General features: G+C 51.2%; 17 protein-coding genes. 12 read left to right on the forward strand and 5 right to left on the reverse strand.

Annotated elements, in window-relative coordinates; translation table 11 throughout:
- Positions 1-40 precede the first annotated feature (40 nt).
- The 3 genes from VK70_RS23325 to VK70_RS23335 all read left to right on the forward strand — a co-directional run bounded on the left by VK70_RS23325 (position 41) and on the right by VK70_RS23335 (position 2,773).
- Entirely contained in the window at positions 41-1,066 is a 1,026-nt protein-coding gene (locus VK70_RS23325) for an ABC transporter substrate-binding protein (protein ID WP_025698784.1), read from the forward strand.
- Between the two features lie 22 nt (positions 1,067-1,088).
- Entirely contained in the window at positions 1,089-2,288 is a 1,200-nt protein-coding gene (locus VK70_RS23330) for a radical SAM protein (protein WP_025698785.1), read from the forward strand.
- A 239-nt stretch (positions 2,289-2,527) separates the two neighbouring features.
- Entirely contained in the window at positions 2,528-2,773 is a 246-nt protein-coding gene (locus VK70_RS23335) for an alpha/beta hydrolase (protein ID WP_025698786.1), read from the forward strand.
- 761 nt (positions 2,774-3,534) lie between these two features.
- Here VK70_RS23335 and VK70_RS23340 read toward each other — a convergent pair.
- From VK70_RS23340 to VK70_RS23350, 3 genes are all read right to left on the reverse strand, one after another.
- A complete protein-coding gene (locus VK70_RS23340; RefSeq protein WP_025698788.1) occupies positions 3,535-4,779 on the reverse strand; it encodes a SpoVR family protein in 1,245 nt (414 codons plus the stop codon).
- A 39-nt stretch (positions 4,780-4,818) separates the two neighbouring features.
- Entirely contained in the window at positions 4,819-6,183 is a 1,365-nt protein-coding gene (locus tag VK70_RS23345) for a DUF444 family protein (protein WP_025698790.1), read from the reverse strand.
- Positions 6,184-6,532: 349 nt separating this feature from the next.
- Positions 6,533-8,434 (reverse strand): PrkA family serine protein kinase, encoded by a 1,902-nt coding sequence (locus VK70_RS23350; RefSeq protein WP_025698792.1) that lies wholly within the window; start codon positions 8,432-8,434, stop codon positions 6,533-6,535.
- A gap of 493 nt (positions 8,435-8,927) precedes the next feature.
- On the opposite strand from VK70_RS23350, the gene modD reads away from it, so the two are divergent.
- The 4 genes from modD (at position 8,928) to VK70_RS23370 (ending at position 12,745) form a co-directional block, all read left to right on the forward strand.
- Positions 8,928-9,779, forward strand: a complete 852-nt coding sequence (gene modD, locus VK70_RS23355; protein ID WP_025698793.1) for a ModD protein — start codon at positions 8,928-8,930, stop codon at positions 9,777-9,779.
- A gap of 338 nt (positions 9,780-10,117) precedes the next feature.
- Positions 10,118-10,891, forward strand: a complete 774-nt coding sequence (locus tag VK70_RS23360; protein ID WP_025698795.1) for a type IV toxin-antitoxin system AbiEi family antitoxin domain-containing protein — start codon at positions 10,118-10,120, stop codon at positions 10,889-10,891.
- Positions 10,892-11,827, forward strand: coding sequence for a nucleotidyl transferase AbiEii/AbiGii toxin family protein (locus VK70_RS23365; protein ID WP_025698797.1), 936 nt, complete (start codon positions 10,892-10,894; stop codon positions 11,825-11,827). It abuts the gene before it with no gap.
- Between the two features lie 198 nt (positions 11,828-12,025).
- Entirely contained in the window at positions 12,026-12,745 is a 720-nt protein-coding gene (locus tag VK70_RS23370; RefSeq protein WP_025698799.1) for a YebC/PmpR family DNA-binding transcriptional regulator, read from the forward strand.
- Positions 12,746-12,866: 121 nt separating this feature from the next.
- Here the strand turns inward: VK70_RS23370 and udk are convergent, their stop codons facing one another.
- Positions 12,867-13,499 carry a uridine kinase gene (gene udk / locus VK70_RS23375; protein WP_025698134.1) on the reverse strand — a complete coding sequence of 211 codons (633 nt, stop codon included), beginning with the start codon at positions 13,497-13,499 and terminating at the stop codon, positions 12,867-12,869.
- A gap of 245 nt (positions 13,500-13,744) precedes the next feature.
- Here udk and VK70_RS23380 point away from each other — a divergent pair, with 245 nt between their 5' ends.
- From VK70_RS23380 to VK70_RS23400, 5 genes are all read left to right on the forward strand, one after another.
- A complete protein-coding gene (locus tag VK70_RS23380; RefSeq protein ID WP_025698130.1) occupies positions 13,745-14,083 on the forward strand; it encodes a DsrE family protein in 339 nt (112 codons plus the stop codon).
- Between the two features lie 57 nt (positions 14,084-14,140).
- Complete coding sequence (locus VK70_RS23385; RefSeq protein WP_025698129.1) at positions 14,141-15,232, forward strand: threonine aldolase family protein; 1,092 nt, start codon at positions 14,141-14,143, stop codon at positions 15,230-15,232.
- 111 nt (positions 15,233-15,343) lie between these two features.
- A complete protein-coding gene (gene ald, locus VK70_RS23390; protein ID WP_025698128.1) occupies positions 15,344-16,477 on the forward strand; it encodes an alanine dehydrogenase in 1,134 nt (377 codons plus the stop codon).
- A 238-nt stretch (positions 16,478-16,715) separates the two neighbouring features.
- Positions 16,716-17,969 carry a PucR family transcriptional regulator gene (locus VK70_RS23395; protein ID WP_025698127.1) on the forward strand — a complete coding sequence of 418 codons (1,254 nt, stop codon included), beginning with the start codon at positions 16,716-16,718 and terminating at the stop codon, positions 17,967-17,969.
- A 169-nt stretch (positions 17,970-18,138) separates the two neighbouring features.
- Entirely contained in the window at positions 18,139-19,374 is a 1,236-nt protein-coding gene (locus tag VK70_RS23400) for a Zn-dependent hydrolase (RefSeq protein WP_025698126.1), read from the forward strand.
- A gap of 160 nt (positions 19,375-19,534) precedes the next feature.
- Here VK70_RS23400 and VK70_RS29385 read toward each other — a convergent pair whose 3' ends face one another.
- Positions 19,535-23,674: a S8 family serine peptidase gene (locus tag VK70_RS29385; RefSeq protein WP_025698124.1), complete on the reverse strand. Its 4,140-nt coding sequence runs from the start codon at positions 23,672-23,674 to the stop codon at positions 19,535-19,537.
- Positions 23,675-23,812: the final 138 nt, after the last annotated feature.

Consider the following 23,812-nt stretch of genomic DNA (forward strand, 5'->3'; position numbering starts at 1 on the left):
GAAAGTAAATTTCAAAAGTAATCGTGGGGGGACAGGACAAGTGAAAAGCAAGCAAAGCCGGGTTTGGAAAGCAGTCGCTGGAGCAGTGTTGTTAATGGGAATCATGATTTCATTGTCAGGCTGCGGAGACGTCAAGGCAAAGTCGGAAGAGACGGCGGATGGAGCCAAGCTGCAGAAAGTCCGCATCGGGGGAGACTCCTCTTTGTTCTCGCTGCAATTTCGGGTAGCCAAGGAGCAGGGGCTATTTGAGAAAAATGGAATCGATGCTGAAATATCGACATTTTCCTTTGGGATTGACACACTCAATGCGGTGCTGACCGATCGGGTGGACGTCGGGGAAGCGATGGATTATGCGGCCCTCAGCGCGCTGTCGAAGGGAGACTTAAAGGTGCTGTCCCTATTCTCCTCGCCGAAAGAGACCAGTTCGAAACTGTTCGCCAGAGACGGGATTAGTAGGCCCGAGGATTTGATCGGCAAGAAGCTGGGCGTACAAAAAGGGACGGTGAACGAGTACATTTGGGGCAAGTATTTTGAGACGTTCCATATCGACAAGAAGGATGTGACTCTCGTCCCGCTGCAATCCACGGCAGAGATCCTGGCCGCCTATGACAGAGGCGATATACAGGCTGCCTGGTTCGGCACCGCGTTCTTTGACAAGGCGGAGAAGGTGGAGGGCTCCAAAGCCCTTAACGATCTATCCGCAATCAACATTCGGACGAAGGGATTTTTAGTCGCAAAAGCAGCTCTGGTCAAGGATAATCCTCAAATCTCGGCGGGACTGAACAAGGCGCTGGCGGAAGCTTCTAAGTATATTGCCGATCATCCGGAAGAGGCTGCCGAGTTGGCATTCAAAGAGGTGAAAATTCCAAAGGATAACGCGCTGCGGGAAATTAAGAATGAATGGGAATTTGATGTCCGTTTCAATCAGGAGGATTATGACCAGTTGAAGGAGATCAAGGAATGGAGTGTGGCCAACGGCTATATCGAGCAGGATTTCAAGCTTGACGACAAGCTGGCCCTGGAAGGATTAAAGGAAGCTTTTCCGGACAAAGTGACTATTCAATAAAAAATAAAGGAGATGCATACCAATGAGCGATTTGAAAAATCGGCTGCATGAGGAGCTTGCCATCAAGAACGCCTGCCAGGTTGAGGGGATAAACGCTGACCCTGCCATTTTTGAAGGGGTGGAGCTCGGAGATAAATACCAGGAACAAATCCAGACGCTGTTCGATTACAATCTGCATAATCATACGGGTGTTGTTCTGCCGGTGTGCTTCTATACTCCAGGGGGACTGCGGGTGGGCTACCGCTGGAACGACCGGTCTCCTTACAAGCTGCGCAAAGAGGGGAACCAGTTCATCCTGTACCATGAGCGCAAGGAACTGTTTCCGGTAAGCCTGAAAAAGCGCCCCAAGTACTACAGCCTGAAAACGTCGGACGGCGCCAATATGAATCAGGTTGCGACTCACAACGGGGAGGGCGCTATATTCGTCTCCTACAGCAACGAGTGCTTTCTGAAGGAAACCGGGCATGACTGCAAATATTGCAATATCAACTATACGCATGATACGTATGGGGAGGAGCATGGCGTAAGCTGGAAATACCCGCGCCAGATTGGCGAAACCGCTGCGGTCGCTTACCAAGAGGGAGCGAAGCATATTACAATCAGCGGAGGATTTATCCCCGAGCGGCGGGAGATTGATTATTACTTCGACGTGGCGGAGGCGATACAGGAGCATACCGGGCTTCAGGACTTCAACGGCACGGCCGTAATCGGCGCGCCGCTCGATCTTAGCATCCTTGAGCGTTACAAAGATGCTGGCTACCGCACGATAGCCATGAACCTTGAGATATGGGACAAAAATATTTTTAATTCGGTCTGCCCCGGAAAGGTGATTCACTGCGGCGGCTGGGATCATTGGGTGAAAGCGCTGGAACGGGCTGCGGTCGTCTTCGGACATGGCCGTGTCCGCTCCAACTTCGTCGGCGGCATGGAGACCAAGAAATCCACGCTGGAAGGCGTGAAATATCTGGCCTCCCAGGGGGTAATCGCCTATGCCGGGGCCTGGATTCCGAATCTCGGCTCGGAATATGAGGGCCATCGGTCGCCGCTGCCGGAATGGCATCTGGACGTTGCGTACAAAATCGTTGATATTTTCCGCAGCGCCGGGTTCACCTATGAGCAGCTGTATGATTCCAGCGCCTCGGCTGACGGCTTGTGGAATGATATTTACAAGATCGAGGAGGAGCGGCTGCCGGTATTCAAGGGCGAACCTTCGGTTGTCTGATTTTTGCAGGAACAAGGGGATAAGGATCACATATGGATTGTTCTCTAAGGCGTACTGTCTTTTCGGCAGTATGCTTTATTTTTTGGCTATTGCAAATAAATAACATAATAGTACTTAATATACAAAAATATGAAATAGCACTAGACTTAGGGGTTCCAACATTTTACACTAATTGTATACTCTCCGGTGCTTCGTGACCGTATGGCCTTGTAACACAAGGGCAGGTTCAATTCAAAAGCATGCAACAAGCTGCGGACACACGTGAACATGATAATCTGCGGAATGTGCCGCTGACCGTAATTTCGGCTACGGATCACGGTCTTGGCCCTGAGATAGACGAAATCTGGGCTGGGTTGCAGGATGACTTAGCGACTTTGTCGGATTACAGCCGTCATGTGGTCTCTCCGGCCACAGGCCATTACGTACAATTCGAAAAACCTCAGCTGGTAATCGACGAGATCGTTGCCTTGTTTAAACGACTGTAAATATCAAAAATGAGGGTGTTCCTTAAGCCATGGAAATGGCCGCGGCAGCGCCCTTTATTTTTGAGGCGGGAATCAGGCGGGGGAAAGACGGGGGACGGTCCGTTATTCAGAGAATCCAGGTGCGACGATGAAGCGGATCATGCAGAAAGCCTGAAATTGTGCATCTTTTGGCCGCGTGAGAACATCCGTTGTATCACATACCTGCGAATATACAGTTTTTTCCTGTGTTCAGTCTTGTATTCAGTTGATACGGCCTTAAATTCCTGCATAAATTCAGGATTTCTCTATGTATGAAAGATTTGGATTTAAAAAAACCTGCACTTTTTGCCCAATTTCCAGACACTGAACTTCAATCACAGCAGCGTGGCCCCATCCCTTGATTTTGGAGCGTCAAGAAGTACGCACCATGCTCGCAGCAGTACATCTCAACAGCGGGGCGTCCCGAACGGGGGTATCCCAAAAGGTAATGAAGTGACCTGAGAGGCTGCCTCACTTTTTTGGCTCTGGGACAACAAAAAGATTGGATGAAGACACCGTTACCATCCTAGACTTCCCACCAAAATCATCCTCTCGCAGCTGCCCTGATGCTCATCTGCCCACTTTCCATTTCTTGTAGGATCATGAGTTTCTGTGCAGCTTGATATGGTGGTTTTAGCATGAAAAATGCTCCCCTCACAGCAACAAGTTTTTATTATTTCAACTGTCTACTGTATGGGGAGCATATCACTTCTGGAACACCCCCATTTTGTCAGCGGCTTCTCTTATCCCGCGAGCTGCTTGCCGTCGTATACATACGTCTTTTCCTGTCCGTCCACAACAGTCCGCAAATGCACGTTCCGGCCCCACAGCCGGTGAACGAGCGGAAGGGTGCGTTCAACATATTTCCGGTCAAGCTCCAGTCCTTCATACCGGTTGTCGAGCAGCAGCTCGCCCCGGCCGTGCAGGTCGTCGTCCTTGACCGTCAAGTAGGGGAAGCCGCCGTTGGTCCGCGAACGGATCAGATTATCCTTGATTTCGGCGACGTCCTTGGCCGTTACTTTGTATACCCGCTCCTCCTGCTTGAAGACGAAGAGATCCATCTCTTCCGCCAGCTCTTTCGTCAGATAGTTGCGGATGAATGATACGTCCGACTCCGTCTCCCGGATTTCAAAAAGCGCTTTAAGCCCTTCCTTTTTCTCGATATGCCGCAACATCATGAGGCCCAGATAGTACGGGTTGATCCGTCCTGGGGAAGGCTGGATGACGCCTGCATTCATTTTGGCAAACTCAACAATTTCTGAGTCGCTGAGGTCAAGCTCGCGGACGAGCTTCAGATGCCAGTAGCTGGCCCAGCCCTCGTTCATAATCTTCGTCTCCATCTGCGGCCAGAAATAGAGCATTTCAGCGCGGAGCATATACAGAATTTCCCTCTGCCATTCCTCCAGATACCGGCTGTGCCCCGCGATATAGCCGATCACATCCTTCACTCCGCCGTCCGCTTCCCGGAAGCCTTCGGCTCGGCCGAACCGCACGAATGGATCAACATGCTCCTGAATGGCGATGCCCGCATCCAGAAAGGCTTCGACTTCATCCGAGCCGTATTCATGGCTGAACCGCTCGATGCGGTCGGCGAATACAGCCATGCGTTCAACCATCTGCCGGTCGGTGCCTGCGAACATGGCGTTATTTTTGAAGAAATCGCTGTGCCCCAGCACATGCGCCACAATCAGCTTGTTCTGCAGCAGCGTATTACTGTCCAGCAGAAACGCATAGCAGGGATCGGAGTTAATTACCAGCTCGTAAATTTTGCTCAGGCCATGGTCGTATTCCGTCTTCATTCGCTGGTAGGCTTTACCGAAGCTCCAATGCGTGAACCGGGTCGGCATGCCGTATGCGCCGATGGAGTACAGCACCTCGGCCGGGCATACCTGATAGCGCATCGGAAAGAAATCGAGCCCATTCTCCAGCGCAAGCTCCGTCAAGCGCTCCGCCGCTTCTTCCAGCTGTTCCGCCTCTTGATCGATCATAAGTGCCGCCTCCTCCTGACGTAAGAGATTGCCATGCCTTTAACTTGCCGCCACCTCGTCGCCGAAGAACGCCTTCAGCGTCTTGAACACATCTTCCTTTTCCTTCAGAATCGCCTGGACAAAGGCGGGGGAATTCAGGCTCGCGAGCGATTCCCAGAGCCGCTTGCTGCCGTAGATATGCTGCCGGATTTCACCGTAGCCCAGCATGTTGACCTTCTCCAGCAGATCGCCCGCCAGCTTCACGGTTACGGGATTATCGCTGTCAAGATTATCCCCGTCCGAGAAGTGGAAGGCGTAGGCGTTAAACTGGCCCGGGGGATAGTCCGCATCCAGAATCGCAAGCGCAAGTTCATATACCGAGGAACATTTCGTTCCGCCGCTCTCTCCTTTGCGGAAGAAGGAATCCTCGTCCACTTCTTTCGCCTCTGTGCAGTGAGACAGGAACCGGATCTGCACATTCTCGTACTTCGTCCGCAGGAAGCGGACCATCCAGAAGAAAAAGCTGCGGGCCACGTACTTCTCGAAGCTGCCCATTGAGCCCGACGTATCCATCATGGCGAGCACAACGGCCGAAGACTGGGGTTTTCGGATATCCTCCCATGTCTTGAACCGCAGATCGTCGCCGATAATCGGGCCAAGGACCGGGACTGACGCGCCGGAGTCCGGGATGTAACCGGCGCTTTCCGCCGAGTGCAGTCCAAGAGTTAGTCCGAGCCGCGCCGCCGTTCCGGCGAGATCATTCGTACCCGGAGCCGGAACGGCTCCGGCATTCCCGCTCCCGGCGTCCGCGTCATAGCCGCCGTAATCGTCGCCGGATTCCAACCACGCCGCCGCACCTGCCGCTCCTGGCAGTCCGCCGCTTAGCGCCTGACGCTTGATCGCTTCGAACAGCGTGCGCTTTTTGTCAACATTCGAGATCATGCCCTGCTTGCGAACGTCCTCGAACCGGACGTCTTCGACGGTCAGGTCGGGAGCAGCCTTAGGCTTCAGCTTCGGCAGCTTCAAATCCTCGAACACGAGCTCGGCGAGTTCGTCAATCGTCAGCTCCGCTTCATAATAATCGGCCCCCGGCTGATCGCCCGCTTCGCGTCCCTTGCCCGGCCCCGCCGCATCGCCTTCTCCGGCTCTGCCGATAATATCGCCGACTTGCGTGCCGCCCTGCCCCTGTCCAACCTGCGGCTTGTCCTGGGTATTGTAGCGGAACTTCGGCTCATCCAGGCTGCGGATCGGAACCTTGATCACTTTATCGCCCTGGGGCATGATAATCGACTCTTCGCTGACAAGGTCGGCGAGATTTTCACGAATCGCTTCCTTTACTTTGCGCTTGTGACGCTCCTGGTCGATTTCTCCCTTGCGGTGCAGCGACCAGTCGTCGCGCGCGATCACGAACAATCGCTTGTCCATGCCGCCCACCTCCCGGAATAATTGGATTTCACTGAAAATGCAGTTGATCCGGCGTGCAATCGTACAGACGAGAAATAAGGAAAAGGGGCGTACGGCCTTTATGGCCGTCACCCACAGGTTGATGCGGAAGGGAGCTCCAGCAGGACCCGCTCCTCCCGCTCTTACAGAGAAATGCGGCTGTAACGGCAACACGTCTTGTTGCTAAGGCTTGTCTGTTCCCCATTACCGCTTCAGCAAGCTAAATACGATACGGGGAATTGCCCCTGATTTATCGATTCAGCAATACGATACCGGGCAAACCCTCCCCGCTTCAGCAAGCTGAATGCGATAACGGTTAGATCTTCCCTGGTTATCGATTCAGCAGACTGCCCACGTACTTCATCAGCTCATTGGCGCAAGTGGCGCAGTAGCCGTGATGGTCGATCAGGCGCCGCGAGACCTCGTTCATGCGCTTGAGCTGGCTCTCGTCCGGGTTGATCGTCGAGGTTGTAATTTTGATGACGTCTTTCAGATCGGCGAACAGCTTCTTCTCAATGGCATCTTTAAGCGGCTCATGCGAGGTGTACTCAAACTGCCGGCCGCGGCGCGCGAATGACGAGATTTTGATCAGAATTTCTTCGCGGAACGCCCGCTTCTGGTTCTCGGTCACGCCAATCTGCTCTTCAATGGAGCGCATCAGCTTCTCGTCCGGATCATGCTCTTCAGAGGTGAGCGGGTCCTTGATCTTATGACCGCTGCAGTAGGCCTCGACATTGTCCAGATAATTGTTGAGCATCGTGTGAGCCGATTCCTCGAACGAGTAGACAAAAGCGCGCTGCACCTCGGTCTTCGCTTTATGATCGTATTCCTTGCGGGCCTGCGTAATCAGATTCATCAGCCGCTCGCGTTCTTCTTTGGAGATCGAAGGATGCTGGTCGAGCCCCTCCTTGAGGGAGCGAAGCACATCCAGGGCGTTGATGCAGGACTTACCGCCTTTGATCAGTGCGCTGGAAATGCGGTTGATGACATAACGGGGATCGACCCCGGACATGCCCTCGTCGGGATGCTCCCGCCGCAGCTCGTCCACATCGCCCTTCTTCACGCCGTCGACTTCGACGCCGTCGTAGAGATACATTTTTTTGACAAGATCAATGCCGGGCTTTCTTGGTTCTTTGAGACGGGACATCACAGTGAAGACAGAGGCGGCAAAGAGCGCTCCGGGCGCCAGATGCACCTGATTGTTCAGGCCCGAGGCGTCAACGAGCTTGCGGTAAATCCGTTCTTCCTGGCTGGCTTTCAGATTATAGGGTATACGCATGACAATCATGCGGGAGTGGAGGGCTTCATTCTTCTTATTGGAGATAAATGCGCGGTATTCGGTTTCGTTCGTATGGGCTATGATCAGTTCGTCGGCGGAGATGAGCGCAAATCGTCCAGCTTTAAAATTGCCTTCCTGCGTCAATGAAAGCAAATTCCACAGAAACTTTTCATCGCATTTCAGAATTTCTTGAAATTCCATCAGGCCGCGGTTGGCCTTGTTAAGTTCGCCGTCAAAACGGTAGGCCCTGGGGTCGGATTCGGAGCCATAACGGGTAATGGTTGAAAAATCAATGCTGCCCGTCAGATCGGCAATATCCTGTGATTTGGGGTCCGACGGAGCGAAGGTTCCGATTCCTGTCCGGTCGCTCTCCGAGAACAGAACCCTGACAACGGGCATTTCCTCAATCCGGCCTCCGTATTCACTCTCGAGCCTCATCCGGCAGACCGGGCAGAGATCGCCTTCGATATGCACCCCGTACTCCTTGCGGAATTCCTCGCGCAGCTCGCGGGGGATAAGATGAAGAGGTTCCTCTTGCATCGGGCAGCCTTTAATGGCGTAGAGCGCGCCTTCCGGCGTGCGTGTAAAAGATTCGAGACCGTTCTTCAGCAGGGTGACGAGTGTTGATTTACCGCCGCTGACCGGACCCATCAGGAGTAATAGACGCTTGCGGACATCAAGCCGCTGGGCCGAAGGCCGGAAATATTCTTCCACGAGCAGCTGAATGGCATCCTCAAGTCCGAACAGGGTTCCGCTGAAAAAAGCGTACTCCCGCCGGCCATCCCCCAGCTCGGTTATACCTGCCGCCTCGATCATCCGGTAGACCAGTTCGTGCGCTGTCCCGGCGATTCGCGGATTCTCTCTAACAAGCTGCAGGTAATCGAGAAAGGAGCCTTCCCAGAAGAGATCATTCTCCTTGTCCCGATACGTTAGTAATTTTTCCAAGAACGTCATGCTTACCGCCTCCCTCTGTTAATGTCATTCGTGAAAGATTCAAGGTGACAGATGCAGCGCAAGTGTATAAAGACAGCGCGTCCATTCCGACAGAGCAGTAGAGACATAGTTCTTGCATATTTAGTTGTCTATAAAGTGTAGCATAAACTCTATCATCTAGCGACAACAAAAATGTTATACGGGAAGTAGAAACTAAGAGTAAACAGGAATATTCACAAAAATTTTAAACAATTTTAAGGTTTCTTTGATAGGTAAATTGGCATTTTGATGAAAAATTTAGAAAAAGAGTTTTCGTGCGCCTGTGTTGTGTCATGGGAAATGACAATGAGAGTGCCCGCCCCTATGAGTTTCTTCATTTGTTCAAGACGAAATAACGAATACAATTAGCGCCATATTCATTTTAAAAAATATTAAGGTTGGCGAAAGAGCTGTTCCAGGCAGTATAGGCGGACATAGATGCAGGGGCTCTCGCCCTAAACAGGAGGATGAAGCTATGATTTACATTTCCGATGAAGCGATCGACCGGATGATCGGGGAGGATGTTCCGTACGTCGATCTGACGACCTGGGCGCTGGACATTGGCGGATCGCCGGGAACCATCGAGTACTTCTCCAGAGAACATGCGGTGCTGTGCGGAACTGAGGAGGTGCTGCGCATGTTCGCCAAACTGGGGGTGACCCCGGTATTCAGCCTTCCGTCGGGAACGAGAGTTGAGCCCGGGCAGGTATATCTGTCAGGCAAAGGCACAGCCCATTCGCTGCATATGGCCTGGAAAGTGACGCAAAATTTGCTGGAATGCTGCTCCGGCATTGCAACCAAGACAAGACGGATTGTGGACAAGGTGAAGTCGGTCAATCCGAACGTTTCCGTGGTGAGCACGAGAAAAAGCTTTCCCGGCACTAAGGCGATGAGCGTCAAAGCGATTCTATGCGGCGGGGCCGCACCCCATCGCCTGGGACTGTCCGAGACGGTGCTGGTCTTCAAGGAGCACGCAAGCTTCTGCGGCGGACCGGATGCTTTCGTTGAGCGGATCGGTGAGCTGAAGTCCAAGGTCCCGGAGAAGAAGCTGGTCGTCGAGACGGATTCCATAGAATACGGCCTGCGTCTGTGCCGTGCCGGGGTAGACTGCCTGCAATTTGATAAGCTGCCGCCGGATGTGCTGCTTGCGGGAAGCGCGGAGCTTCGGGCCGCAAATCCGAATGTGGTGCTGCTGGCGGCAGGAGGCATCGATGAGCATAATGCTGAAGCTTACGCGGCTTCCGGCGTCGATGTGCTGGTGACCACGAGCCTGTTCTTCGCGAAGCCGCTCGATATGAGCGTCCGGCTGGTGCCGGGCGGGGAGTGAGCGGGAGACTGCATGCTGCCGTGAGTTCGCGGCAAGCGAGTGTATGTGTATAAGGAAAATAAAATAATCGACTAACCTCAAAAGGAAACAGCGGCGAACTAGGACTCAAAAAGTGAAAGTCTTAGACTCCGCTGTTTTTTAGCTATAGTTTCCCCGTTAGCTTAACGTGCTTCTTAGTGTACAAAATCCGGGGGCTAGAGGGCGTTTTTAGAAAAATGTATTCTTTTTTCGATAAGTGCATATGTTTTGTTGGAAAAAAACGAGTAATTGAAGTATATTTTTTAAGTAAACGTCTACACTTAACTGTATATGGATGCATATTTTAAAATAGATGGGGAGTGTCTAACACGGAAAATATAGATTTTAATTATATAAAAAAGGGTTTTTTGAATGTTTTTAAACAGCTGGGCTTACACGAAGAAGAATTTTTCAATCTGGTTCGTCGTTATCCCAATATCAATAAACTGGACGATCTTATAGAAGCTATTAAAACTGAATGCGAAAGTAAGAAAGAGGCGGCAATCTATCCGGATATCATAGAGCTGTTTAGGAACTATAATGGGATTGTCAATACGAACATTCTTAAAGAAAATCAGATAAATTACTATCAGCTCAACAAGCTTGAAGCATTGGGTAAGATTGTTAAACTTAAACGTGGACTCTATGCTCTTAAAGATATCAATTACATGGTTGATGAGATTGTAGAAGCCGCTCTTCTTGTACCTAAAGGTATTATATGTCTTTACTCAGCCCTTGCCCATCATGAACTGACTACTTATACTCCGAGTGAATACAATTTTGCAGTATCCCGAAAAGAGAGAAAACCTGCTCTTCCAGACTATCCGCCGATCCGGATATTTTCTTATGATGACGATACTTTTGACATCGGGATTAAAAAGATAGAGAAGGATGGTCATGTTATAAAAATATACGATATGGAGCGAACAATCTGTGACACTGTAAAATACAGGAACAAACTTGATGCCAATGTCGTTAAGGAAAGTTTGAATAACTACTCTAACAGCAGGAAGAGGAATTATACCCAACTACTTAAATATGCGGAGAAGTTGAGAGTAAAGTCTATCCTGAATAATTACCTTGAGGTGTTATAGATGGTCACAAATGTTACTGCTTCAGTCATTGACAAACTAAAGAACGTTGCCAGAGCTAATAAAAAAGCGTTCAACGTCATCTCCATCCTTTTCTACCAGGAGCGTTTCCTAAAACGATTATCGATGTCCAATTATAAGGATAATTTTATCCTTAAGGGTGGATTATACTTATATTCCGTAACACAGTTCAAATCCAGGCCAACGAGAGATATGGATTTCTCAGGCCGTAGAATGAACAATGATGCCTCTGTATTGGTCAATATCGTTACTGCTATATGCCAGTTGCACCCTGGCGATGCTGAGGACGGCATTGTTTTTCATACGGATCAAATTGTTTCCGAAATCATTAAAGAAGATGCAGAATATGAAGGCGTACGGATAAAGATACCTTGCTCGCTTGGAAAAATGAGGGAAGTGTTGCAGCTCGATATTGGTTTTGGAGATGTGATAGTACCAAGTCCACAAACGACAGACTTCCCTGTTCTCTTATCTAGCATGGAGAGGCCGGAAATCTTGGTATACACGAACGATTCCGTCATTGCAGAAAAATTTGAAGCCATGATATCTCTTTCCCTGGCGAACAGTCGGATGAAGGATTTTTTTGATATCTACACATTGGCTCGCACAACCCCATTTGAAGGGCTTCGCTTGTACGAAGCCGTGTCTGAGACATTTAAGCGAAGGGCAACCCCTACCGAAAGAGAGCATGTCATTTTCACAGCTGAGTTCTATAGGGATAGGCGCAGAGTTTCTATGTGGGATGCATTTATTAGGAATTTATATCTGGATTATTCACCAACATTCCAGGAGGTTATGGAACTCATTCATACCTTCCTTAAACCGATCTATGATCATGTGCTGGATGAAAACGAGTATTTTGGCGACTGGGATCGTCAATCATTGAGTTGGAACAGTAGTCAGACCGCTGCCCTCTAACATATGTTTCATTTAATTTGAAACCACCATTTTGCCCTCCGATTCCGTATACCGGAAATATGTGCGGCTGTAACAGGATTTTCAATTTCACAAGCGGGAAACCCGCCTATTTGCCCCGCCCCCCTTTTAATAGATATAATGAGAGGAGTATAATATAAAGGACTGCGTTTAATCACTGTTGAAAGAGAGCGATAAAGTATGGGCCGTAAGTGGAATAATATTAAGGAAAAGAAGGCGTCCAAGGACGCCAACACAAGCCGTATATATGCAAGATTCGGGCGTGAAATCTATGTAGTGGCCAAGCAGGGCGAGCCGGACCCGGAATCGAACCGGGCGCTGAAGGTCGTGCTGGAGCGCGCCAAGACCTACAATGTTCCGAAAGCGATCATTGACCGCGCGCTTGAGAAAGCGAAAGGCAATTCGGATGAGACTTACGATGAGCTTCGCTATGAGGGCTTTGGCCCGAACGGTTCGATGATTATCGTTGACGCTCTGACCAACAATGTCAACCGCACCGCCTCCGAAGTGCGCGCCGCATTCAGCAAGAACGGCGGCAGCCTGGGCGTCAGCGGATCGGTCAGCTATATGTTCGATTCGACGGCGGTCATCGGCTTGGTCGGCAAGAGTGCGGATGAAGTGCTAGAAATTCTGATGGAAGCCGATGTGGACGCGCGCGACATTCTGGAAGAAGACGAGGCCGTCATCGTCTACGCCGAGCCGGATCAGTTCCATGCCGTACAGGAAGCGTTCAAGAATGCGGGCGTAACCGAATTTACGGTTGCCGAGCTGACGATGCTCCCGCAGAACTATGTGGCGATTCCGGAGGATTCTGAGGCTCAATTCGAGAAGCTGATTGATGTTCTGGAGGATTTAGAAGACGTGCAGCAGGTGTATCATAACGTGGATTCCGAAGAATAGTCTGTTGTTTCTAGCAGAAACGGCTGCCGTCCTTAACAGGATGTGGCAGCCGTTTCTTTTTGTATCCCGCGAATTCGCAAGGGCGGAGGATCATTTGCACCATGATTTTTGCATGATAGCGCTAGGCGCCGGTCCAGTTGGCGCCGGTCAAATATTTTTCGGTCAGGACGGACAGCAGCTGAATCCCAACCTCGTTCTCCCCGCCTTCGGGAATAATCAGGTCGGCGTATTTCTTGGACGGCTCGATAAACGCTTCATGCATCGGTTTGACCGTCGTTAAATACTGCTGATGAATGGACTGGATGGTGCGGCCGCGTTCCTCGATATCCCGCAGGACCCGGCGCAGAATGCGGACATCGGGATCGGTGTCGACGAACACTTTGATATCGAGCAGCGCGCGCAGGTTCTCGTCGGACAGCACATGCAGCCCTTCGATAATGATGATATTGTTCGGCAGCAGCTCTACCGTCTGTTCCGTGGAGCGGGTGTGAACTGTAAAATCGTACACCGGCGCCTGAGCGGGCTGCCCCGTTCTCAGCAGCTTCAGATGCTCGATTAAGAGCTCGTTATCGAAGGCGAACGGATGGTCATAATTGATCGCCTCGCGCTCGGCAAGGCTGAGATGCGAATGGTCTTTATAATAATTGTCCTGAGAAATAAAAGTGACTTTACCCGGACCGAGACGGTCGATAACGGAGCGGGCCACCGTTGTTTTGCCGGAGCCTGTTCCGCCAGCAATTCCTATAATAAGCATAGCGTTTTCATAAACCTCCCTAACCTATTCCCTTTGTCAATTCCAGTATTGTAGCACAGCGGCCTTGATTTTTCACCTTGTCCCCTCCGGAAAAAACTCTTAGGCCTTCACATACCTTTATGCATATCGGCCAATTCAGAGATTGTTATATACTATTTATGCCAGATATGAGCGCAATAAGCGCAGGCATTCTGCTGTATAACTCTGCATTTTGCATAATGCTCAATTAAGAAAGGATGAAGAAGATGAATCAGAAAATAATTTTTCTTACGACAGACAGCATGGGCAACGGGGATACCCGGCTTGGAGAACAGCTTCTTGAAACCTACTTTACGCTTCTGAAGCAGCAAGAGCAGCTTCCGGCGGCGGTGTTCTGCATCAATCGGGGCGTGCTCGCGCTCACGGGCAAATCGATGGCTTCCCTTCATTTAAAGGAGCTAGCCGATCGTGGGGTTTCCGTATTGGCCTGCGCCACTTGCGTGAACTACTACGGAGTGGGCGATCAGCTGTATGCGGGAGAAGTATCGAGCATGGGACATTTTATCGAGCTGTCAGCGCAGTATGAAGTGATCACGGTATCCTAGAATATTGCCGGACAGGGAGCAGCGGCGAAGAGCCATTCGAAAGGAGAAGCACATCACATGAACGGCAAACCGCTTCAGGAGGCGTTTAACCGGACCGCATATCCAATAACCGGCCACGGCAAACGGAATATTGGAGTGTTGAAGAATGCGCTGAACGCCTATGATGGCGATCTGGACAGCGACATGTACGGCGAGGGCAGCTTAATTGAGGATTTTCAAGGTAAAATGGCCGGGATTCTTGGAAAAGAAAAAGCCGTTTTCTTTCCCAGCGGCACGATGGCGCAGCAGATTGCACTACGGATTTGGTGCGACCGGAAGGGCGTCAAGAGAGTCGCTTACCACCCGCTATGTCATCTGGAGATTCACGAGCAGCGGGGGCTTCACGAGCTTCACGGAATTGAGCCGGTGCTGCTTGGCGGAAAGGATAGACTGATCCGACTCGCCGATGTGCAGGAGATGTATGGCAAAGTCGCATGCCTGCTGCTTGAACTGCCCCAGCGTGAGATTGGCGGGCAGCTGCCGGATTTCAGCGAGCTTGAGGCCATATCGGCGTACTGCCGCGACCGGGGAATTGCTCTTCACCTGGACGGAGCAAGACTGTTCGAGGTTCTGCCCTACTATCGGAAATCCGCGGCTGAGGTCAGCGCGTTATTTGACAGCGTATATATCTCTTTTTATAAAGGTATTGGCGGGGTTGCCGGAGCAATTCTTGCGGGGGATGCCGGACTCGCGGAAGAGTCCAAGGTATGGAAAAGACGCCATGGCGGGGATTTGATCAGCCTGTACCCGTACATTCTCTCCGCTGATTATTATTTTGAAGAGAGATTACCTAACATGGGACGATATTATGAGGAGGCGGTGGAACTGGCCGGTCTTTTTAACAAATGCCAACAAATTTCCACTCTTCCGGAGGAACCTGTCTCGAATATGTTCCATGTTCACGCGGTGCTGCCGAAAGCGCGGCTGGAGGCTTTGCTGATCGGGTTATACGAGGAAACGGGTGTCGGATTAACGCATTATTTAAGGGAAACCGGCGAAACCTCCTGCTATTTCGAGATTAGTGTCGGTGACCGTTATGCTCTTATTCCTAAGGAGGCCCTTCACCGGGCATTTGCCATATTGGACGAAAAACTGGCTGCTGCATTGTGATAAAACACAATCATGGTAGATAAACTTTTGAATTTTCACCAAATGGCAAGCCTGCAATGTATGTTATCATTCTTTACATAGAAAACATTCACCAGACAGGAGATGTTAAGAATGATCATCGGAATTCCAAAGGAAATCAAAAATAATGAAAATCGGGTGGCTATTACCCCTGCCGGAGTCGTCAGCTTTGTTAAGGAAGGTCACACGGTATTGGTCGAGAAGGGTGCGGGCCTGGGCAGCGGATTCCTGGATGAAGAATATGCGAAAGCTGGAGCGGAATTGATCGACGGAGCGGCTGAGGTATGGAGCGGCGCCGAAATGGTAATGAAGGTTAAAGAACCGCTGGAGAGCGAATACGGATATTTCCGTGCCGGTCTTGTACTGTTCACTTACCTGCATCTGGCTCCCGAGCCTGCCTTGGCAAAGGCGCTGCAAGAAAAAGGCGTATTCGCCATCGGCTATGAGACGGTTACCGAAGGCCGCACACTGCCGCTGCTGACTCCGATGAGCGAAGTGGCGGGCCGGATGTCCGTTCAATTGGGCGCTCAATTCCTGCAAAGAAACTATGGCGGCCAAGGCATTCTGCTGGCTGGCGTTCCCGGCGTAAGCAGAGGCAAGGTTAGCATCATCGGCGGCGGCGTTGTCGGCACGAATGCGGCCAAGATGGCTATCGGACTTGGAGCGGACGTTACGATTGTTGACCTGAGCGCCGACAGACTGCGCCAGCTGGACGATATTTTCGGCGCACAAATCAACACGCTGATCTCGAATCCGTACAACATCGCCAAAGCGGTTGCCGAAGCGGACGTGCTGGTGGGCGCGGTGCTCATCCCGGGCGCGAAAGCTCCGAAGCTCGTCACGGAAGAAATGGTGAAGACGATGAAACCGGGCTCTGTTATCGTTGACGTGGCCATCGACCAAGGCGGTATCGTGGAGACGATCGACAAAGTGACGACACATGACAATCCGGTATTCGAAAAGCACGGCGTGCTGCACTATTCCGTAGCCAATATGCCGGGTGCTGTCGCCAAGACGTCGACGATTGCTCTGACGAACGTTACCGTTCCTTACGCGCTGCAAATCGCGGGCAAAGGCGCGCTGAAGGCTGTTCAAGAGAATGAAGGCCTGATGAACGGCGTCAATATCGCGAATGGCAAAATCACCTGCAAGGCTGTGGCCGAAGCGCTCGGCGAGGAATATTTTACGGTAGCCCAAGCGATGTCGCAGGAATTTACCCTGATCTAAATAGAGAAAAAGATTCCCGATGAAGAAGAGGAACCCCAACCCCCAATGATGGAACAGCGCCCGTTAAATACGGGACTGTTCTTTTTTTGGCCTGAGTTTCCCGGCGCTTGTCGAAGCGGATCTGTCTGATGGCAGGTTTTCAGTAAAGCTGAAGCATACTATAATGAAAAAACCCTATAATCATAATATCTCGTATACATGCATGACTCGGCTATTCTGAAGGTTGGAGTGGAAAAAAATGGCGGAAACCGGATCGATCTTTGACCGTTTTTTTGACAGTATGGAGTCCCTGGCGGATACGATCAGCGAATCGCTGCAATCCCAAGTGACCATTGAAGATGATAAGCATCACGTCATCGGCTACAGTTCCCATCAATTTGAAAGCGACCCTGCCCGGATCTCAACAATCATCGGCAAGCGTGTGCCCGACTCCGTTATTATCGGTTTGCGGAAAAAGGGCATCATGCGCCAGTTGGAGAATACACCGCATCCCATCCGGATATCGGGTGTAATGGAGGTGGGGCTGGGACCCCGTCTGGCGATGTGCATCAAGCATCAAAAGGAAGTTCTCGGCTATATTTGGGTCGTGGATGCGGGCAATTTGGCGGAGGGATATGCGGAAAGCGTCGTGGAAAAAGCGGCGCAAATCGCCGCGCGCTACCTGCTGAAACAGCGGGGCTGGAAGACGAAGCAGACGCGGGCGCAGGAAGATTTTTTCTGGAAGCTGCTGACCTCACATTACGGCACGGAGCAGGATATTAAGCGGGATGGAGAAGCGGATAACATTATGCTGCCGCCTGGATATTTTATCGGCGTATTTGAACCTGACCGGGCGGTGGATGACCATTTTCTGCTCAAATTCCGGCAGACTGCGGAAAGCTATTCCGGTGTCTCGCTAGTCTTTCTAACCACGGAGCATAACCGGATTATTATCCTGTTTTCTTTTCTCTATTCAATAGAAGGGACGCAGACGCTGTCCTCCTTTATGACGCTGCTCGTCGAACAGATGAACAAGAGCGAAGGCTGCCGGATATCGGGGGGATGCAGTCTGTATTACGGGGAGTACCTCTCTGCGGCTGTCGCCTATACGGAGGCGGTGTCCATTGTTGAAATCAAGCGGCTGCTGCCTTTTCAAGCCCGCGAGCTGCTGCTCTACGAGGATATGGGGTTTTGGGCGCATATTCCGGCGATTATCGAGCAAAAGCGAAGCCGGGGCCGCAGAAGTCCCTTGCTTAATCCGCTGAAGGAGCATGACCGGGTTCACAAGACCGATTTTGTTAAAACCGTCGCCGCCTACCTCACCTTTAACGGTAATCTGAAGGAATCAGCCGCTTTTTTGCATATTCATACGAATACCTTAATGTACAGATTGAACCGGATCGCCGAAATTACGGGAAAAAATCTAAAGGATACCCATTACCGCTTCTCGATCTATTTAGATATTTTGACGGAAGAGACTCGGCAGTTGAATCAGTGGTTCGCGGAAGATTGATGAAAGGTATGGCGGTTGAGCGAATTTAATGGCAGAAAATATATACATGGATGTAACATAAACCGGGCGTTACTGCGCCAATCTTATTACACTCTGTACAATGAAAAGTGAGGATACGGGTCGTAACATAGTGTTTAGGAATGACCAGATCATGAACGGAGGGATAGGAATGCAGACGCAAAACATATTCGTTAACGGTGCCCGGCTGAAGGATACCATCGAGGCATTTGCTGATTTCGGACGTACGCCTGCGAACGGTGTTACCCGGCTGAGCTTAAGCGAAGAGGACATCAAGGTGCGGGATTACTTCCGTTCCTGCTGCGAAGAGCTGGGAATGACCGTCAAAGTGGACGATATGGGCTGTATGTATGCGACGCTGGAAGGCACTGAGGATAAGCCCCCGATTGTAATGGGTTCCCACCTGGATAGCGTAGTGAAAGGCGGGCGTTTCGACGGCGTTCTGGGCGTAATCACCGGTCTTGAGGTTGTGCGGACCCTTGTGGATCATGGCATTAAGCCGAGGATTCCGGTAACGGTCATGAACTTCACGAATGAGGAAGGCGCGCGGTTCGAGCCTTCGATGATGGCATCCGGCGTGCTGTCGGGCAAATTCGATAAAGAGGTCATGCTGAAGAGTAAGGACCCGGAAGGGGTAACCTTCGGGGAAGCGCTGAAGGCCAGCGGATACGAAGGGGACACCGACAACCGCATCAAGGAAGCGTCCGCTTATTTGGAACTGCATATCGAACAAGGTCCCGTGCTTGAAAAAGAAGGCCTGACGATCGGACTCGTCGATTGCGTAGTCGGCATGGTCTGTTATGAAATTGAAGTTACCGGGGAATCCAATCACGCCGGAACGACGCCGATGGGCATGCGGAATGACGCGTTTTTCGCCGCTACCGATTTGGTGGCGGAGCTGCGGAGCAAGCTGGGCGAGCTGGATTCTGAGCTGGTCTATACGATGGGCCGGGTTAATGTGTATCCCAATATCCACACGGTAATCCCGAATAAAGTTGTCTTTACTGTCGAAGCAAGACATAAGAATGAAGAGGTTATCACCGAAGTGGTGTCGGTCATTAACTCGCTTCCGCAGATGCAGGCGGGCTGCTCCGTTTCCAAGAAGAAGCTTTGGGGACGCGATACCGTCTGGTTCGATGACCGGGTATGCGGCGCGATTGAAAGCTCGGTGAAGTCGCTCGGGTATTCCTATAAAAAAATGGCCAGCGGCGCCGGACATGACGCCCAGTTCGTCGCAAGCTACCTGCCGTCAGCGATGATTTTCGTTCCGAGTGTGAAGGGCAAGAGCCACTGCGAAGAAGAACTGACCTCGTACGAGGACTGCGAAAAAGGCGTAAATGTGATGCTGGAAACGGTGCTGACACTGCTGGGAGATGGCGGGGAGTAAGTGGCTTACGCGTAGGTTATATGGCAGGAGGCTGTTCCCTTAGGGGTCTTGTGTGACCCGTCTGGAACAGCCTCCTGTTTTATTAATTATTAAAGGTGTACATAAGAAAACGGGCCGACCAAGGATTGCTCCTTGATCGGCCCGTTGAGCTTTACTGGATTTATTCAACCAGTCCAGCTTTGACCAGCAGCTGATGAAGTGTCACAGTAATCGTCTCGCGGGTTGCCGGTGCGGTAGGATTGAATACCGCACCGGAGTCGCCGGTTAGGATTCCTGCGGCAGACAGGGACTGAACGCTGTCCTTCGCATAGCCTGCGATCTTAGCGTTATCGGTATAAGCGGTGAAGGACGGATTGGCTGGGGTCAGTTCGATACCGGCCAGCTTCACGGCTCTATCCAGAATAACGGCCACTTCCTGACGGGAGACATTGGCCTTCGGCGCGAACTTGCCTTTACCAACACCCAGAATCAATCCGGCCTTCGTAGCGGCTGCAACATCGGCTGCATACCAATCGGTTGCCTTCACATCGCTAAAGTTAACCGATGCGTCGGTGCGCAGACCGAGCGCGCGTACGAGCAGTGCCGTAAATTCGGCGCGGGTCAGGTTGCTCTTCGGCGAGAAGGTCGTTGCCGAAGTGCCTTGGAAGACCAATTTGTTAGCCAGTGCCGTGATGTCCGAAGCCGCAGACGAAGCCGCGATATCGGTGAATGTCACCGGACGGCTTACAGCGGCATATGTTGAAAAGCCGGGACGATTAACGGTAACTAGCGTCGTTCCGCCCTCTTGAGCCTTGAATACGGAAGCTACCGGAGTGATCTTGCCGTTCTCTTCGAAGAGAACGCCGGCCGTATTCGCGGCGATGCTTCCAGGAACAGTGAAGGATCTCTTGATGAACGTATTGCTTGGCACAGTCAGATACGTGCTGCCGGTTACCGTTGTCCAGTTTCCTTCAAAGGATACCGGAGCTCCGATGACAGACGAACCGGCTGCGCTTGCCGTGAATTTGCCCGCTTCTTCCGAAGCCGGTTTAATCGACAGGTCGAAGCCTGCGCCTGCAGGAGCGCCGCTCAGCAGCGTTACAGGCAGGGAAACCGCGGAATCTTTCGTGCTGAGAATTACCTTGGTAGCGGAAGAGAGAGCTGCCAGCAGCTTCACTTGATCCGCAGTCAGGCTGACCTTGGCGGCGGAACCGCTAACCGAAGGAGCCGAGATGATGACAGCGTTCTGGGCGGTGGTGGCATTAGCCAAAGCAGCCTTCAGGTCGCTATCCGATACCGTGATGATGGTAACGCCGTTTTGCACAGTTGTTGCAGGCGTAATGGTTACTTGCTTGGAGCCTTGATTAATCAAAATAGCAGCAGCTGCAGGAATCGTTGGTGCAGGTGGTGTAGTTGGTGTAACTGCGCCACCGCCTCCACCACCGCCGGCTGAACCGCCTCCACCGCTGGTGCTTGTAGAGTTATCAACGCGCAGCGAGATAAAGCCGTCGTAATAGCTTGTTAATTTTTCAGTCGATTCATTGTAATACCCATAGAAGATATTCAGCTTGTAAGTTCCGTCTGTAAGATGCCCTATAACCGGTTCGCCTTTTTCGTCAAGTACGACATGGCCTTCGGCATCATACTTGATGTAGGAGCCATCAATGCCTCTGACAGTGTGAACGCCTGTTTCAAGGTAGGTAGCGCTGGTCACTGTTTCGTCGAAATCCATGAATCCGATAAGCTCATCGTCCAAGTTGTAAACGTCAAGCTCATAAACATTTGTTTTGTCAGCCGTCAGCTTATAGCTCAGATCGCTTGTAACCGGCGTTGGCAGATTTGGATAAATCACCGGTTTCGTCAGAGCGATTTCCTGAATGCCCACTGGGCTGTCAGGCAGCTCAGTGCCTACATATACGGAGAAAGGAAGGTGAAGTGTAGGCAGATTAGAACCGCTAGGAGGAGTCAAGGTAACCTGCCCTTCATAGAAGCCCGATTCTGCACTAATACCCACATTCACATTCAATGCGAATGCTTTAGTTTGGTACCCTGCAACTGCTAATTCAGTTTGACTTAAGTCAGCTGTAATTCCGGCTGGAGCGGCACCATGCCATGTCACGGAAGCGGTATAAGTTAAGCTAGCACTGTCCGTATTTTTAATCTGCAGATTCTCAACCTTGGAAGCGCCGGGAGCCACGACACCAAAGTTGGCGGAATCGTTATAGTTGATAACATTTTGCGGATTGAAGTTTTTGTCGAGAATCGTGATCGGTTCAATAGATTCAAGGACCGCCGGTGTATTAATGGCCTGGGCAACATTTACGCGGCCGGCTCCTTGTTGATAAACGTTATAATTGCCAAGTATATCAGCCGTATTGGCAAGTGCTGCGCGAATCTCAAACGGCCCCCAAGTCGGGTGAGCTTGCTTCAGAAGAAGGGCAAGGCCGGCAACATGCGGCGTAGCCATGCTTGTTCCGCTGATACGGTTGTACGCAAAATCATAGTTCTCGTCTTTATAGGCATCATATTTTTTGTAAGCAGGCCAGGTTGACAGGATGCCTACGCCCGGAGCAACGATGTCAGGTTTAATGCTTAGATTCTGGTCAACGTTCGGACCCCAGGAAGTGAAGCTGGCGAGCTCATCCCCCAAGGATTCGCCTTTGTGGTAATCATTACCGAATGTGAAGGTAACAGGTGTACCAGGGTTGGCCAGAATAGCTCTTGCCAGTGCGCGTCCCTTGACACCTTCCATATCAAAGGTCGGAAGGCTGTCATAGGTGTCACCTAGGTAAGAGTCTATATAACCGTCGCGGTTTTTAATGCTTTCGCTCAGGTCGACTTCACCATCCGTAGTTGCGTTGCCGTTGAAGATTACGATCGCTTTAGCTCCGCGATCTTTGGCATTTGCGATCTTATCGGTGAACGCGAGTAGGCCGCGCGAGACGAATACTACCGAGCCTTCAACCTGTTCCGCAGTGTAGCCTTTATAATCGTCGTCAGCGCCCAATCCCGCGTAAACGACTTTTAACGGCGCCGTGCCTACTTGGCTTGGATCAGCAAAGTTCTCGCTGTCTAATTCCCATGCCATTACATTAAAATCGCCGTAAGTAGCATAAGTGGCGGTCGTCGCGGTATCTCCGACAAAGGTGGTCTCAAACTTTCCATAGAAGGTCTTGGTTGGACTTGTTACCGCACCAACCGAAATAGCCAACTGTGAGGTTGCGGGCGAGCCGAGGGTATATTCGCCAGGTCCGGCATTGCCGTTCGCGATGACCGCAGTGACGCCGGAAAGGACAGCGTTATTGATCGCTATGGCGTCCGGAGAGTTAACATCCTTCTCAGCGTCGGAGCCGAGCGACAGGTTGATGACATCCATACCATCCTTTACGGAGCGCTCAATTCCGTCAATAACCTGAGCAGAAGATCCGGATGCGGAACTCGGATTGGCCGGGTTATAACCTAAAACTTTATAAACATAGAGATCTGCGTCATAGGCAACGCCTTTTTGAACGATATCGCTGGTCTGATTCGCGAACCGTCCAATGATTGTACCGGACACATGCGTACCGTGAGAGGTGCCTTCGAACTCCAGGTCTGCGTTAGGTGCTTCCTCGTAAGGATCGTTGTCATTATAGAAAGAATCCCAGCCGCCTATATACGCAGGTTCGATATCGGGATGCTTATAATCGACGCCTGTATCAATAACGCCTACTTTAAGACCCTTGCCGGTATACTCTTTTTCCCAAGCAGCATCCGCCCCGATTTGGTGCAGAGGAGCTGCGCCGTATTGAAGCGTTCCGTTGATAGTAGCGTCAGCTTCTTCAACAGGAACCGCATACCATGTGCTGTTCTCATAAATCGACTTGACGCCGGGAATTTCGGCAAGCTCCGGAATCTCGTTAGCGGGAACGGTTACCTCGAAGCCATTCAATACAGTGTTGTAACGATAGTTCACTTTAAGGTCAATGCCTTCGTCCTCGGCTTTGTCCAGAACTGTCGATTGCTGGCTCGCGACAGCCGCTTCGGTAGCGGATTTCGCCAGGGAGGAAATGCCCTGCTTCGCCGCGTATTTGCCTACGGCTGCCGGTTGACCGCTAAGCTGTACGATAACGCGGACATCCGCAGATGATTTGGTGTTGATTTTGGGTGAAATATAAGTTCCTTTCGAGCTTTGAAGCAAAGAGGTGCTTTTAGGAGATAACTGCGATAAGTGCGATTGCAAGCTGTCGGCTGCGAATGCCGCGCCCGGAATAGTCCCGGCTGTCAGTCCCAAAGCCAGAGATACGATGGACAGCTTGCGTGTTAATTTGCCCAACTTCAAATAAAATCCCTCCCAAATGTTCTGTATAATGTTGATTTCCCCTGCCGCCTGGGTGAAGCTTATGTAGAATTCTCCTTTCCTAGTAATTCTCTCTTTATTTCCACCTGGATTAGTAGGGAAAAAGATTAAGAAGATTCT

This window comes from Paenibacillus durus ATCC 35681 (genome assembly GCF_000993825.1).
In the GTDB taxonomy this organism is placed as follows: domain Bacteria; phylum Bacillota; class Bacilli; order Paenibacillales; family Paenibacillaceae; genus Paenibacillus_AQ; species Paenibacillus_AQ durus_B.

What these genes read in the sequence shown, in the direction of transcription:
- udk (WP_025698134.1), bottom strand. Translation starts at nt 13,499, where the DNA reads ATGCTTATTATAGGAATTGCTGGCGGAACAGGCTCCGGCAAAACAACG.
- VK70_RS23335 (WP_025698786.1), top strand. Translation starts at nt 2,528, where the DNA reads ATGCAACAAGCTGCGGACACACGTGAACATGATAATCTGCGGAATGTG.
- VK70_RS23380 (WP_025698130.1), top strand. Translation starts at nt 13,745, where the DNA reads ATGAATCAGAAAATAATTTTTCTTACGACAGACAGCATGGGCAACGGG.
- VK70_RS23370 (WP_025698799.1), top strand. Translation starts at nt 12,026, where the DNA reads ATGGGCCGTAAGTGGAATAATATTAAGGAAAAGAAGGCGTCCAAGGAC.
- VK70_RS23330 (WP_025698785.1), top strand. Translation starts at nt 1,089, where the DNA reads ATGAGCGATTTGAAAAATCGGCTGCATGAGGAGCTTGCCATCAAGAAC.
- VK70_RS23400 (WP_025698126.1), top strand. Translation starts at nt 18,139, where the DNA reads ATGCAGACGCAAAACATATTCGTTAACGGTGCCCGGCTGAAGGATACC.
- modD (WP_025698793.1), top strand. Translation starts at nt 8,928, where the DNA reads ATGATTTACATTTCCGATGAAGCGATCGACCGGATGATCGGGGAGGAT.
- VK70_RS23340 (WP_025698788.1), bottom strand. Translation starts at nt 4,779, where the DNA reads ATGATCGATCAAGAGGCGGAACAGCTGGAAGAAGCGGCGGAGCGCTTG.
- ald (WP_025698128.1), top strand. Translation starts at nt 15,344, where the DNA reads ATGATCATCGGAATTCCAAAGGAAATCAAAAATAATGAAAATCGGGTG.
- VK70_RS23350 (WP_025698792.1), bottom strand. Translation starts at nt 8,434, where the DNA reads ATGACGTTCTTGGAAAAATTACTAACGTATCGGGACAAGGAGAATGAT.
- VK70_RS23365 (WP_025698797.1), top strand. Translation starts at nt 10,892, where the DNA reads ATGGTCACAAATGTTACTGCTTCAGTCATTGACAAACTAAAGAACGTT.
- VK70_RS23345 (WP_025698790.1), bottom strand. Translation starts at nt 6,183, where the DNA reads ATGGACAAGCGATTGTTCGTGATCGCGCGCGACGACTGGTCGCTGCAC.
- VK70_RS23385 (WP_025698129.1), top strand. Translation starts at nt 14,141, where the DNA reads ATGAACGGCAAACCGCTTCAGGAGGCGTTTAACCGGACCGCATATCCA.
- VK70_RS23395 (WP_025698127.1), top strand. Translation starts at nt 16,716, where the DNA reads ATGGCGGAAACCGGATCGATCTTTGACCGTTTTTTTGACAGTATGGAG.